General features: G+C 64.2%; 12 protein-coding genes and 1 other RNA gene. 2 read left to right on the plus strand and 11 right to left on the minus strand.

What is annotated here, in order from left to right; translation table 11 throughout:
- Positions 1-5 precede the first annotated feature (5 nt).
- Genes SMD31_RS04345 through SMD31_RS04370 form a run of 6 tightly spaced genes read right to left on the minus strand, consistent with a single transcriptional unit; the run spans position 6 to position 6,824 of the window.
- On the minus strand, positions 6-1,448 hold the full coding sequence (locus SMD31_RS04345) for a UDP-N-acetylmuramoylalanyl-D-glutamyl-2,6-diaminopimelate--D-alanyl-D-alanine ligase (protein ID WP_320499500.1): 1,443 nt from the start codon (positions 1,446-1,448) through the stop codon (positions 6-8).
- A complete protein-coding gene (locus SMD31_RS04350; RefSeq protein WP_320499501.1) occupies positions 1,445-2,914 on the minus strand; it encodes a UDP-N-acetylmuramoyl-L-alanyl-D-glutamate--2,6-diaminopimelate ligase in 1,470 nt (489 codons plus the stop codon). Before SMD31_RS04350 ends, SMD31_RS04345 begins: the two co-directional genes overlap by 4 nt.
- Entirely contained in the window at positions 2,901-4,853 is a 1,953-nt protein-coding gene (locus SMD31_RS04355) for a peptidoglycan D,D-transpeptidase FtsI family protein (protein ID WP_320499502.1), read from the minus strand. The genes SMD31_RS04350 and SMD31_RS04355 overlap by 14 nt, the downstream gene beginning before the upstream one ends.
- On the minus strand, positions 4,850-5,416 hold the full coding sequence (gene ftsL / locus SMD31_RS04360) for a cell division protein FtsL (protein WP_320499503.1): 567 nt from the start codon (positions 5,414-5,416) through the stop codon (positions 4,850-4,852). Before ftsL ends, SMD31_RS04355 begins: the two co-directional genes overlap by 4 nt.
- Positions 5,413-6,369 carry a 16S rRNA (cytosine(1402)-N(4))-methyltransferase RsmH gene (rsmH, locus tag SMD31_RS04365; protein WP_320499504.1) on the minus strand — a complete coding sequence of 319 codons (957 nt, stop codon included), beginning with the start codon at positions 6,367-6,369 and terminating at the stop codon, positions 5,413-5,415. Before rsmH ends, ftsL begins: the two co-directional genes overlap by 4 nt.
- Positions 6,366-6,824 carry a division/cell wall cluster transcriptional repressor MraZ gene (locus SMD31_RS04370; RefSeq protein ID WP_320499505.1) on the minus strand — a complete coding sequence of 153 codons (459 nt, stop codon included), beginning with the start codon at positions 6,822-6,824 and terminating at the stop codon, positions 6,366-6,368. Before SMD31_RS04370 ends, rsmH begins: the two co-directional genes overlap by 4 nt.
- A gap of 815 nt (positions 6,825-7,639) precedes the next feature.
- On the opposite strand from SMD31_RS04370, the gene SMD31_RS04375 reads away from it, so the two are divergent.
- A complete protein-coding gene (locus tag SMD31_RS04375; protein WP_320499506.1) occupies positions 7,640-7,789 on the plus strand; it encodes a hypothetical protein in 150 nt (49 codons plus the stop codon).
- A gap of 161 nt (positions 7,790-7,950) precedes the next feature.
- Entirely contained in the window at positions 7,951-8,424 is a 474-nt protein-coding gene (locus tag SMD31_RS04380; RefSeq protein ID WP_320499507.1) for an Lrp/AsnC family transcriptional regulator, read from the plus strand.
- A 21-nt stretch (positions 8,425-8,445) separates the two neighbouring features.
- Here the strand turns inward: SMD31_RS04380 and rnpB are convergent.
- From rnpB to SMD31_RS04405, 5 genes are all read right to left on the minus strand, one after another.
- Positions 8,446-8,894, minus strand: an RNA gene (gene rnpB, locus SMD31_RS04385) — RNase P RNA component class A.
- Between the two features lie 34 nt (positions 8,895-8,928).
- The gene (locus SMD31_RS04390) at positions 8,929-9,903 is read right to left on the minus strand and encodes a phosphoribosylaminoimidazolesuccinocarboxamide synthase (RefSeq protein WP_320499508.1); all 975 of its coding nucleotides are present in this window, start codon (positions 9,901-9,903) and stop codon (positions 8,929-8,931) included.
- Positions 9,904-9,985: 82 nt separating this feature from the next.
- Positions 9,986-10,855, minus strand: a complete 870-nt coding sequence (locus SMD31_RS04395) for a hypothetical protein (protein WP_320499509.1) — start codon at positions 10,853-10,855, stop codon at positions 9,986-9,988.
- Positions 10,856-10,934: 79 nt separating this feature from the next.
- Positions 10,935-12,044 carry a DSD1 family PLP-dependent enzyme gene (locus SMD31_RS04400; RefSeq protein ID WP_320499510.1) on the minus strand — a complete coding sequence of 370 codons (1,110 nt, stop codon included), beginning with the start codon at positions 12,042-12,044 and terminating at the stop codon, positions 10,935-10,937.
- Positions 12,044-12,709, minus strand: coding sequence for an N-acetylmuramoyl-L-alanine amidase (locus SMD31_RS04405; protein WP_320499511.1), 666 nt, complete (start codon positions 12,707-12,709; stop codon positions 12,044-12,046). The genes SMD31_RS04400 and SMD31_RS04405 overlap by 1 nt, the downstream gene beginning before the upstream one ends.
- Between the last annotated feature and the right edge of the window lie 7 nt (positions 12,710-12,716).

Raw genomic sequence — 12,716 nt, forward strand, 5'->3', positions numbered from 1 at the left:
CCTTGTTATCCCCTTGAGTTGCCGTTGGCGGCTTTCGGCCGTGCGGCAGCATTGATGTCCATGTCGCGGATGGCTTCGACGATCGGCGCCATGCGCGTCCCCAGCGATCCCTTCACCAGCACGATGTCATTGGCGCGGATGCCCTTGGATGCCATGCTCGCCATCGCCACCGAATCCGGTGTGTGTGCGCCGCGGATCTCTTCCGGCAGCAGCGCAAAGAGCTCGGCCATCAGCGGGCCGACCAGATAGGCGGCATCGATGCCAGCCGCGATGAGATCGTCCTTCAGTCCGCGATGCAGGGCGGGACCTTCCTTGCCCAGTTCGCGCATGTCGCCCAGGATGGCGATGCGGCGCCCAGCGTCCGCAATCGGCAGGCCGGAAAGCACGGCAAAGGCCGCGCGCATGGCGGCGGGGCTGGCATTGTAGGATTCGTCGATCAGCGTGAAGCCACCGTTCGCAAGGGTGATCGTCTCGCGATAGCCGCGACCCTTGAGCGCCTTGGCGGCGCTGAGGTCACGGGCGGCCTGTGCCACGTCGCAACCGATCGCCTGGACCGCGGCAAGAACCGAGAGCGCGTTGATCGCCTGATGCCGTCCGGCAAGGCCGGTCGCAAATTCGATCCGCGCGCCGAAGACGTCGGCCACGGCTTCGTTGCCGTCCGGCTTGGTCACGCAGGAAATGAGGCGCACATCGCTCAAAGCATCGGCGCCGAAACCGACGATATGCTGGATACCCAATACCTTCGCGCGTGCCGCCAGGCGGGCGAAATGCTCGTTGTCCCTGGGCAGGATCGCGGTGCCGCCGGGCTCCAACCCTTCCATAATCTCGGCCTTGGCGTCGGCGATGCCGGCCACAGAATCGAAGAACTCAATATGGACCGCTTCGACCGTGGTGATGATGGCGGCATGCGGGCGCACCATCTTCGCCAAGGGACGGATTTCGTCGGCGTGGTTCATGCCAAGTTCGAAAATGCCGATTTCGGTATCGCGCGGCATGCGGGCGAGCGAGAGGGGCGCCCCCCAATGATTGTTGAGATTGCCCTCCGAGGCGAAGGTCTTCCCCTGCGTGGACAGCACCGTCTTCAGCGCTTCCTTGGTCGAGGTCTTGCCGACGCTGCCGGTGACGGCAACGAACTTCGCCTGCGAGCGGTTGCGCGCGGCGGCACCGAGATCCCGCAGCGCCTGCAGCGTATCCTGCGCCAGCACGAAGGGCGCGTCCTTGGCGACGTCATCGGGCAGGCGGTGCGCGATGACGCCCGCAGCACCCGCCTTCAAGGCCGCGGCGATATAATTGTGGCCGTCGAAATTCGGTCCCTGCAGCGCCACGAACAGATCGCCCTTGGCGATCTTGCGCGTGTCGATGGAGACGCCGGTTGCCGAAAAATCAGCCAGCGCCTGGCCCTTCACGGCCGCCGCCACTTCCGCTGCCGTCCAGAGGATCTCGCTCATGCGGCCCCCTTGGATAGTTCGGCGGCGCACCCACGCGCCACTTCGCTGTCGTCGAAATCGAACTTCTTGTCGCCGACGATCTGATAGGTCTCGTGGCCTTTGCCGGCGATGACCAGAAGATCGCCGTTCTTCAAATCCTGCATGGCGGCACGGATCGCAGCGGCACGGTCGCCGATCTCGATGGCGCCAGGCGCTGCAGCCAGTATTTCACGGCGGATCTGGGCCGGGTCTTCCGAGCGGGGGTTGTCGTCGGTGACGATCACCCGGTCGGCAAGCCGCGTGGCCAGCGCACCCATTTCCGGACGCTTGCCCTTGTCGCGATCGCCGCCGCAGCCAAAGACGACGACCAGGCGGCCGGTCGTGTGCGGGCGCAGGGTGGACAGCACGGCGTCAAGGCCAGCGGGCTTGTGCGCGTAATCGACATAGACCGCGGCACCCGAGGGCGTGGTTGCGACACGCTCGATGCGGCCATGGACACCGGTCAGGCGGTCGACCATGCGCAGGACCATGCGCGGCTCCTCGCCCTCGCCGATGACGAGGCCCATTGCCGCCAGGAGGTTCTCCGCCTGGAAGAGGCCGGCGACCGAGAAGGTCACGTCATAGCGCTCGCCAAAGACCGAAAGCGACAATTGCTGGCCGGTGGCGAGCGGCTGCTGGTTGAGGATCCTGAGGTCGCCCGACTTGCGGCCGAAGGTGATGACGCGGTGATGGCGCGCCTTGGCGAGACTGAGAATCTTCTCGCTCTCGGCGATATCGGCATTGATGACCGCCGCCCCGCCCGCCGGCAGCAGTTCGGCAAAGAGGCGCAGCTTGGCCGTGAGATAGGCGTCCATCGTCAGGTGATAGTCGAGATGGTCGCGCGTCAGATTGGTGAAGGCCGCCGCCGACACCTCGACCCCGTCCAGCCGGAACTGATCGAGCCCGTGGCTGGAGGCCTCCATCGCCAGATGGTCGATGTTCTTCTCGGCGAGTTCGGCGAGGAGCTGGTGCAGCTTCAAGGGGTCCGGCGTGGTCAGCGATTCGGGATAATGCACGTCCGGACCGATGAGGCCGATGGTGCCGAGGCTGGCCGCCCGGTGCCCCAGCAGCGACCACAGCTGCCGGGCAAAGACTGTGGTCGAGGTCTTGCCGCTGGTCCCGGTGACAGCCACGATGTTCTTGGGCTGCCGGCCATAAAAACGTGCCGCGATCTTGGCCAAAGCGAGACGCGGATGCTGGGCTTCGATGAGTGCCACATTGGCCGGCACCGGCGGACGCTGGCCGGTTCCGACCAGGATGGCCACGGCGCCGGCAGCAATCGCCGCCGGCACGAAGCTTAGGCCATCGACCTTGGCGCCGGGCAGGGCTGCAAAGAGGTTGCCGGTGGCAACGCTGCGCGAATCGAGCGCCAGGCCCGAGATGGTCATGCCATCCGAACCGGCCTGCACGATGCGGGCATGGCCGCCGATGAGATCATTCAACAGCAAGGGGCAGTCCTTCCGTCTCCAAAGGCGCCTCCGGCGCCGGCGGAGTCGTCATGTCATTGCTGGTTGCCGATACAGGGGTGGCGCCGAACGGCTTGGCCTTGAAGACCGGCGCCGCATCATCGTTATCCGAATCGGCGGCAGGCGACTCTTTTGTCGGCGCGGAGACCTGAATGACTTTCGATTTTGCCTTTTTTGAGGCGGCCGAATCGTAATCGGCGACCATCGCAACCAACGGGTTCTGCGCCACGGGTGAATCATCCGGAATGGGCGAGATGCCCATCAAGGGCGCCATGCGCTGAACCAGGGCGCCCACCACCGGTGCCGCCACCCAGCCCGCCGTCGCATAACCGTAAGAATGCGCGTTGGGCTTGGGTTCATCGACCAGGACCACCACCGCATAGCGTGGCGCGCTCATGGGGAAGGCGGCGACGAAGGCCGCCATGCGGGCGTTGTCGCTGTAGCCCTTGCCGACCTGCTTGTCGGCGGTGCCGGTCTTGCCGCCCACCAAGTAGCCCGGGGCATTGGCCTTCTTGCCGGTGCCGACCTGGACGACGAGGCGCATCAACTGGCGCATCTGGGCCGAGGTCTGTTCGGAAATGATCCTGGTGCCGGTCGCCACTTCGTGGCTCTCGCGCTTCAGCAAGGTCGGGGCACGCATGATGCCGCCATTGGCGATCGCTGCAACGGCCGGCAGCACCTGGATCGGTGCCACCGAAATGCCATGGCCATAGGAGATGGTCATGGTGTTGATGCGCTTCCAATTGTTCTTCGGATATTGCGGCTCGCCCACTTCGGCGAGTTCCACCGGCGATTTCACCAGCATGCCCAAGCGCTGCAGATAGGTGCGCTGCACTTCCGCCCCGAACGCGTCGGCAAGCTTGGCCGAACCGATATTGGAGGAATAGGTGAAGATCTCGGGGATGCTGAGCCAGCGATGCTTGCCATGATAGTCATCGATCGAGAAGCGGCCGATCTTGATGGCATGGGTCGCGTCATAGCCGCCGGCCAGCGTCGTGGTGCCGGTATCGAGGCCGATCGCCGTGTTGAACAGCTTGAAGGTCGAGCCCATTTCGTAGGTGCCGAGCGTCGCACGGTTGAAGCGCGCATCCGCCGTCGCCTCGCCGGCGCGGGCCGGGTCGAAATCGGGCAGCGAGACCATGGCGAGCAGCTCGCCGGTCTGGATATCCATCACCATGCCGGCACCGCCGATGGCGGTGAAGTCCGTCATGGCGCGGCTGATCTCTTCATGCAGGATGTGCTGGATACGCACATCGATCGAGAGTGTGAGCGGCCGCTGCCCGCCGGCCAGCACGTCGTCGAACGAGCGCTCGACACCTGCAAGACCACGTGAATCGACATCGGTGAAGCCGACCACATGGGCGGTCAGGTTCCCCTGCGGATAGACGCGCTTGGTCTCATACTGGAAATAGAGGCCGGGAATGCCGAGGCGGTTGACCGCCTGCTGCTGCTTCGGCGTCAGGTTCCGCTTCAGCCAGATGAAGCTTTTGTCGGCCGCGAGCTTGGCTGCCGTCGACGCCTCGGGAAGGTCGGCCAGCACCTCGGCCAATTGCACGGCGACCTCGTCCGGGTTCCGGATCTGGTGCGGATTGGCATAGAGCGAGGCGGTGGTGAGCGAGGTCGCCAGCACGACGCCGTTGCGATCGAGGATATCGGCACGGTCGGCGCTGGGCGCCACGGCGACACGCATCGTGTCATGCTCGCCCGGCATCAGGGTGACCATGGCGAGGCGCGCCGCGATGACGACGAAGGCCACGGTAAAGAGGCCGAGGCCCAGCATGAGGCGGGTGTGGCTGACTTCCAGTGCCTTGCGCTGCAGGCCATCCGGTTCCGGCTGCAGGGCAATCGGATTGATGACCGGCTGGGCGCGCTGCGCCTTATAGCTCGGCTGCGGGGTCCCGCTGCGCAGGCGCCGGATCATTCGACACCTGTTTCATTGGCGGGTTCGGTCTTGCCCTTGCCGGCTTCGGGCTGCGCATCGGTGCCCTGGTTGGATTGCATGTCCTGGAGGATGGCGCGGATGGTGGCGTCGTCTTCCTCCGCCGCAGCAGGTTCGGCGGCCTTTGCCGACGAGGTGCTGAAGACCGGGTCATTTTCGGCAGCCGGCGCGGGTTCGATCGACTTCGCGGCAACCGGTGTTGCCACCACATCGGCCTGCGGGGCCGCGGCGATCGGCGGCAGGGCGGGCGCTGCTTCCGGCGCATCGGCCGGGCGCGGCGCCAGGCTGTCGAAGGTGGCAATCTGGCTCGCCATCACGGGTGTCAGATCCGTGTGGCGACGGGTGAGGTCGGCCAGGCGGACCGGGTCGTTGAGATAGCTCCACTCGGCCTCGAGCACGCGCATGGCGTCGCGATCGGCGGCGATCTGGCGGTTGACCTTCCTGAGCTCGCGCTCCTTCGCCTGCACAGCGTACTTAACCTGGAAGAGGCCCACGCCCAGCAGCGCCAGGACCACAAACCAGACGATGGTGCCGATGCGGATCATGCCGCCACCTCGCCCAGCTTCTCGGCAACACGCAGGCGCGACGAGCGCGCGCGCGGATTGGCGGCGATCTCGGCATCCGACGGCGTGATTCCTTGCGCGGAAACAAGGCGCAGCGTCGCCGGCGTCTCGGCAATATCGGGCAGATGGCGCGAGCCCTTCGGGTTGCGCCCGGCACGCTCGCGCATGAAGTGCTTCACCCGGCGGTCTTCCAGCGAATGGAACGAGACGATCGCCATACGCCCACCAGGCGCCAGCAGCATTTCGGCGGCATCGAGGCCACGGTCGATTTCGCCCAGTTCATCATTGACGGCGATGCGCAGGGCCTGAAAGGTGCGGGTGGCAGGGTCGATCCGGTCCGGGCCGCTGGGCCCAACGGCCCGGCGCACGATTTCAGCAAGGCCAGCTGTCGTGGTGATCGGGGCCAATGCGCGGGCGGCAACAATGGCCTTGGCCACCCGGCGCGCCTTTTTCTCCTCACCGAAGGTGAAGATGAGGTCCGCCAGCGGCCGTTCGGCCATGGAATTGACGATATCGGCGGCACTTTCGCCCGCCTGCTCCATGCGCATGTCCAAGGGGCCGTCGAAGCGGAACGAGAAACCGCGCTCGGCCTCATCGAGCTGCATCGAGGACACGCCGAGATCGAGCGTCACACCCTGGACCGCGCTGATACCGCGATCCTTCAGCAGCTCGACCATGTCGCCGAAGCGGCCCTGGATCACATGCAGGCGCCCGGCGAATTCCTTCACCAGATCGCCGGCACCGGCAATGGCATTGGGGTCGCGGTCGATCGCGAAGACCGTGCAATTGGCGGCCTGCAGGATGGCACGGGAGTAACCACCCGCACCAAACGTACCATCGACATAGATGGCGCCGTCCTGCGGACCCAAATTGTCGGCGCCAAGGGCTGCGACTACTTCAGCCAGCAGCACCGGTTGATGACGCTGGCCGCTCATTGCGCACCGCCGCCATTCTTGAGCGTCATGCCCTTCTCGAGCGCGCGACGACGGGCCTCGGCACGATGCGCCTCAAGCGCCGCCGGCTGCCAGATCTCGAAGATCTCGCCACGGCCGACGAAGGCTGCTTCGTCGACGAGCTTGGCGTGGGCGATCAGGCCCTCGGGCAGAACGATGCGCCCCTCGCCATCGAAGGCGAGCTGCTTGGCTTCCGAAAACAATGTGATGGAGAGGTCGTCATGGGCGTCGGAGAAGAGATCGACGCTGCCCATCTTCTCAACGAGCTTCTGCATCCAGTCGATGCCGGCGCATTGCAGGGCGTCGTAGCGGAAACCCGGCAGCGCGACGATGCCGTTGAAGTTCTGACCCGTGAGGGCAGCACGAAACGTCGCCGGGACCGAGACACGGCCCTTCTTGTCGATCCGGTTGACGAATGTGTCGATGAACAGAGCCATCGGACGCCAGTAACCCCTTTAGGCCAATTTGCGCGCGTGACCGGCCAGTCACTCAGGTCCCCGCACGTCCGGCCCGGCTTTGCCGGTCGGTCGTGGGAAATCTCCTATTGGCAATGGGATATCATGGGATGACATGGGCGTCAATGGGAATGAGCTGTAAAGCTATGGAAAATATTGGATTTTTCCGATTTTCCCCATTTCGGCAGAATCCCGATATGAATGTTAACAAGGGCTTGGCGGGCACCCCTGATAAGGAAAGTTAACGAGCTATATCAGGCACTTCCCCCGGAAACGCTTTTTGTTTGCATAATGTTCCCATTCGTTCCCTAATGTTGACGGCTCCGCAGGGGTGATAAGTCCGTGAAAGGATTCGAGCAAGCGTGCGCGGCACTGCCGCCGGGTGTGTAACGCCGAGGAAAGATCGATGCTGGCCGAAACGGCGCGTATTGCGATTCCTGTTGGACGAAAATCATATCGACTGCGTGCGGCTGCAGGCCCTGCCCGGACGATCGTCCTGGCGCGCCCGGTCAAAAACCAGCTTCAAAAGTGCCGACTGAAGGCCTTGGTGGCATGGATCCCTGGCGCCGCAAATTGAGCCGCCTCGACCGGTCCCGGAGATCGGCAGCCAGCATCGCCAACTGGGGCAAGGTCGCCCTTGGCATCGGCATCTGTGCCGCCCTCTGGTTCCTCCTAGGGGGGCGCCCGCAGGTTCTGGAGAAACAAAACATGGCGCCGGAAGAGGCTGCGTCGGCGACACCTGGCAAGGGGGATGCGTCACGCCTGTTGGAGCAAGAGAGATTTGCCGAAGCTCTGCCATGATGCTGGGCGTGATGGCCGTCCGCGGCCACGGCATGGCGCAGAATGTCGATACGGCCCTCGCCTATCTCGACCGCGCCGACGCATTGGGCGACCCGCAGGCCCGTTTCTTGCGCGAAGCGGTCGCCGCTGGAGTGGTGCCGAAGTGAACGCCGGCAAGGTTCACTGATCTGCCGCCAGGGAGCAGATAGGATTGGGGTGGCCCTTTTCAGCGCGGCCCGGCATGTTGAGCCTGACGGTCGACCCAGGTCCCAGCTGCGTGGGACCATTGTCTGTATGAAACCGAAAGTAGAGGACAAAGGAGCCGCCGGTGCCGTCGACGAGAAATGAACTGGATGCCAAGGATCTGGCGATCCTCGAATTGGTGCAACGCCATGGCGATTGGTCCCATGCGGAAATCGGCCGCCAGATCGGCCTCTCCGTCTCGGCGGTCAATGACCGCATCCGCCGCCTGGTCGCCGACAAGACCATCACCAGCTGGGCTGCCACGATCGACCCGGCGGCACTCGGTCTCCATCTCCTCGCCTTCGTCAACGTTCTCATCGACAGATCGGAGGCGATTCCCACTTTCACCGCAGCGATCGGCGAGTACGCCGAAATCCAGGAATGCCATCATCTGGCGGGCGAGTGGAATTACCTGCTCAAGGTGCGCGTGCGCACGACGGCAGAACTTGAGCGTTTCATCTCCGACGAACTGAAGGCCAAGCTGAAGGTGACCCGCACCTTCACCACCATCGCCCTTGATTCCATCAAGGACACGCATGCCCTGTCCGTGCGCCCATAGCGGCTCACGGACAGAAGCAAAAGCGCCAGACGGCCTGTAAGCCGGGTTCTGTCCGGGGCCGCAGCCGCGCACGATATGGTGTTGCCACCATCACTCACGCGCGTTCGGCCCCTGGATGGCCATTCATCTGGGACGCCCGTTACCGGACGCCTCGCGCGACCTACCCGAGGATCGATGCGGAAAAGCACCTGTCCGAGTTGCCCCAGTTTCCTGGTTGGCTCAGACGCGTCCTCCTATCTGGTCTTGCTCCCGGTGGGGTTTGCCGTGCCGCTTCCGTTGCCGGTCGCGCGGTGCGCTCTTACCGCACCGTTTCACCCTTGCCGCGCCCGAGGGCGAGGCGGTCTCTTCTCTGTGGCACTGTCCCTAGGCTTGACGCCCGCCGGACGTTATCCGGCACCGTTTTTCCGTGGAGCCCGGACTTTCCTCCCTCGTCCCATCGCTGGGGCAAGAGCGGCCATCCGGCCATCTGGCTGCGGGTGGACGTAGGCTGTTGGCCTGCTGGAGTCAAGCTTTCGCGAAAAACGGCGCCAGATTGCGCCGGACGCGGTCGATGATCTTTTCACCGGCGACCGGCCTTTCGAACGTGCGGCCCGTGATCATCTCATAGGCCCGGATATAGACGGCCGAGGTCTCGAGGATGAGGTCGGCCGGGATCTCAGGGACATCGTCCTTGTAAGGGTCGCAGCGCGCCGCCACCCAATTGCGCACGAAATCCTTGTCAAAGCTCTCCGGCTTGTCGCCCTTGGCAAAACGTTCGGCATAGCTCGCCGCCACCCAATAGCGGCTGCTGTCCGGCGTGTGAATCTCGTCGGCCAGGATGATCTTGCCCGCCTTGTCGACCCCGAACTCGTATTTCGTGTCGACCAGAATGAGGCCGTTCTTTGCCGCCATGTCCTGACCGCGCGCGAACAACGCCAAGGCATATTTGGAGAGGGTCGCCCATTGCTCGGCCGAGAGCAGTTTCTTCGCCACGATCTCGTCTGGCGTCAGCGGCTCGTCATGGGCACCGATCTCGGCCTTCGAGGTCGGCGTGATGATCGGTGTGGGAAGCTTCTCGTTGTCCTTCATCCCATCGGGGAAGGTGAAGCCGTACATGGTCCGCACACCCTTTTTGTATTGGGTGAGGATCGACGTCCCCGTCGTGCCGGCAAGATAGCCGCGCACCACGATCTCGACCGGCAGGATGGTGACGCGCTGGCCGATCACCACATTGGGGTCGGGATAGTCGAGCACGTGATTGGGGCAGATGTCCTTGGTCGCCTCGAACCAATAGCGCGCGGTCTGTGTGAGGACCTGGCCCTTGAAGGGAATGCTGGCGAGGATCCGGTCGAAGGCCGAGAGACGGTCGCTGGCAATGATGATGCGCCGCCCATCGGGCAGGTCATAATTGTCGCGCACCTTGCCGCGATAATGATGGGGCAGTTCCGGAATGGTCGCATCGGCCAGAATTTGAGCCGGATCGAGTTTGGCTGTCGTCATTTTGTCCGCGGGGGAATTGGGTATGGAATACCCCCTTGTGCAGGCCCCCGCGGCAAAATGCAACGATGCCGTTTTAAGGGCGTTATTTGCCTTGGAACGACAGCTTGATGCTGCCGGAATCGCCCGAAACAGTGGTCGACTGCTTGCCCAGAACGCCTTTCAAGGGGCCGATTTGTGGCGGCAAAGCGGTACTGGCCAGCAGACTGACCTTGGCTGGGACGGCCCCCTTCATCGAGCTCTGGCCCTGGAACGTGCCTTGGACGGCGGTGCCCAATTGGTAGGTCGTGGTATTGCCGACCGTGTCGGTCTCCGCGATCAGGGTCAGGGCCTGCGGGTCGATGGGACTGGTCCCCTTCACCGTGGTGGTGTCGGTATAGGCGCCGTCACCACCCTCGCCGCCCGGGTCGCTGGTGACATAGGTGTCGTTCACACGCATCTCGCCGCTGCAGCTTTGCGCCGACCAGCTCTGATAGCGCAGCGGCCCGAGATCCGGGGTGAGACCGGCCATGTCCTTCTTGGCTTGCGCCTGCTTGCCGGCCATCGCCTGGGCCTCCGGCGTCTGCGACATCTTCATGACTTCGGCCGTGACACAGGCCTCGTCCTCGCCGCATTTGTCGAAGATCGCCTGCGCGTTCTGCATCATGGTTTCGTCGGCGTAATTCTGCTGGAAGGCCTGGGCATTGACCTGCGACTGGGCGATCGCCGCCTGCTGTTGGGCGGTCGGGCCTGCCATGCCCACATTCATCGCCGGGCCGGCCACCATCAGGCATTGTGCCTTCAAGACGCGGTCTATGGCGGTGCTCGACCATTCGGATTTGGTCTTTTCCTTGACGCTCATCGTGATGTGGATGGTGGCCTTGGTGCCTTCCGGCACCGGGCCCTTGGCCTCGGCAAGGCTTGCAGCAAACGGCAGGCTAAGGACGGCAAGCGTGGTGGCGAGATGATGGCGCATCAGGTGTCCCCTGTTTAATGGCGCGGAATCACTATTTTGCCAGAGTGCCAAAGGTTCAACCTCGGCGCAGTGACGCGCATCACGTTACCGCGCCGCGCGCCTCCACCGCCCATATCTCCGCCACCTTCTCGCCGCGCACGGCGACAATCCAGTCATAAAGATTGACCGTCGGGTCGCAATGACCGGGAATGAGACGCAAAGTGTCGCCCAGCGCCGGCAGATCGCTGCCGCGGATGATGCCGTGCTCGTCCGAGGGATTATCGAAGGCGAGATCGGGCCGCCCGGCCACCGCCGGAAAGCCGCTGTCGATCGAATGCGCCTTCAACCCCGCATCGATCACCGCAAAATCGGCCCGCCGGCTCATGACCGAGGTCAGCACGAACAGGCTGTGACGAAAGCGCGGGGCCGACGGATCGGCCGCGTTGTCGGCATAGTCGCGGTCCATGAAGATGTAGGAGCCGGGCTGGATCTCGTTATAGACGCCGCTGCCGGCTTCGTTGATGAAGGTGCCGGTGCCGCCGCCTGTCACCACCGGCACCTCGATGCCGTCCCGCACAAGCGCCGCAGCGAGTTCCGCCGACCGGGCAATGGCGACATCGATCGCGGCCTTGCGAGCATCCGGTGTGCGCAGATGCTGGGCGCCGCCGTGATAAGCGTGGATGCCGCCAAAGCGCAGCACATTGCTGGCGGCGATACGCCGTGCCAAGGCGAGGCCATCGGCCGTCGAGGTGACGCCACAACGATTGCCGCCCACTTCCAGTTCGACATAGGCATCGATCGGCGCCGCCGCACCGGCCGCCGCCACCAGCAGCCGGTCGAGCCCCAGATCGCTGTCGACGCAGATGCCGATGCGCGCCTCTCCGCTCAGGGCCGCAAGGCGCGCGAGCTTGGCCGGGTGCAGCACTTCATTGCTGACCAGCACATCGGTGACGCCGCCTGCAACCAAGGCGATGGCTTCGCTCACCTTCTGGCAACACACGCCGACGGCACCCAAGGCCATTTGGCGCTTGGCGATTTCGGCGCATTTATGCGTCTTGGCATGGGCCCGCACCCGAACACCCTTGGCCTTGGCATAGTCGGCCATGGCCGTGAGATTGGCCTCGAACGCGTCAAGATCGACGATCAGCGCCGGCGTCTCGATGGCCGCGACCGGATCACCGGGTGAAACACTGGGACGCGGTGTCGGCATCAAATGTCTCCGATCAGCAGGCCGTTGAGGAGCGCCATCATCTCGGCATCCGGCACATCGGCGATATGCGTCGGCCGGAAATGGCGGCAGAAAGCCCGGGCGGCCGCCGCCTCGTCGCCGATGTCATAGCCATAGCGCTCGAGATGGGTGAAGAAGGCGCCGTCGCTCCAATCGGGTGCCTTGGCGCGCGGCCAGACACCGACGCCGGCAGTGGCAAGACCCTGCCAGTCGAAGAACTCGCCCGGATCTTCCTTGCGCTTAGGCGCCACATCGCTGTGACCGATGACGCGGGAAGCGGGGATGGCATGGCGCGCGATGATGCCCAGCGACAATTCCTTCACCGCCTGCATTTGCACGGCCGGAAAGGGCCGGTAGCCGAATTCGTGGCCGGGATTGACGATCTCGATACCGATGGAGCGCTGGTTGATGTTATTGGCCCCTTGCCAGGTGGATACGCCCGCATGCCAAGCGCGGCGTTCTTCCGGCACCAGGTGGAAGATGCGGCCGTCTTCCTCCACCACGTAATGCGCGCTGACCTTGGCGTCGCGGTCGCGCAGCCGCGCCAGCGCCTCAGGCCCACTCTGCATCCCGGTATAATGCATCAGCAGGATATCGACCGGATGGCCGCCGCGATCATCGTGATTGGGGGATGGGGCGTCGATCATAGGCCAG

The sequence above is a fragment of the Dongia rigui genome (assembly GCF_034044635.1).
GTDB lineage: Bacteria > Pseudomonadota > Alphaproteobacteria > Dongiales > Dongiaceae > Dongia > Dongia rigui.

What these genes read in the sequence shown, in the direction of transcription:
- ftsL (WP_320499503.1), bottom strand. Translation starts at nt 5,416, where the DNA reads ATGATCCGCATCGGCACCATCGTCTGGTTTGTGGTCCTGGCGCTGCTG.
- SMD31_RS04405 (WP_320499511.1), bottom strand. Translation starts at nt 12,709, where the DNA reads ATGATCGACGCCCCATCCCCCAATCACGATGATCGCGGCGGCCATCCG.
- SMD31_RS04370 (WP_320499505.1), bottom strand. Translation starts at nt 6,824, where the DNA reads ATGGCTCTGTTCATCGACACATTCGTCAACCGGATCGACAAGAAGGGC.
- SMD31_RS04375 (WP_320499506.1), top strand. Translation starts at nt 7,640, where the DNA reads ATGATGCTGGGCGTGATGGCCGTCCGCGGCCACGGCATGGCGCAGAAT.
- SMD31_RS04345 (WP_320499500.1), bottom strand. Translation starts at nt 1,448, where the DNA reads ATGAGCGAGATCCTCTGGACGGCAGCGGAAGTGGCGGCGGCCGTGAAG.
- SMD31_RS04390 (WP_320499508.1), bottom strand. Translation starts at nt 9,903, where the DNA reads ATGACGACAGCCAAACTCGATCCGGCTCAAATTCTGGCCGATGCGACC.
- SMD31_RS04395 (WP_320499509.1), bottom strand. Translation starts at nt 10,855, where the DNA reads ATGCGCCATCATCTCGCCACCACGCTTGCCGTCCTTAGCCTGCCGTTT.
- SMD31_RS04355 (WP_320499502.1), bottom strand. Translation starts at nt 4,853, where the DNA reads ATGATCCGGCGCCTGCGCAGCGGGACCCCGCAGCCGAGCTATAAGGCG.
- SMD31_RS04400 (WP_320499510.1), bottom strand. Translation starts at nt 12,044, where the DNA reads ATGCCGACACCGCGTCCCAGTGTTTCACCCGGTGATCCGGTCGCGGCC.
- rsmH (WP_320499504.1), bottom strand. Translation starts at nt 6,369, where the DNA reads ATGAGCGGCCAGCGTCATCAACCGGTGCTGCTGGCTGAAGTAGTCGCA.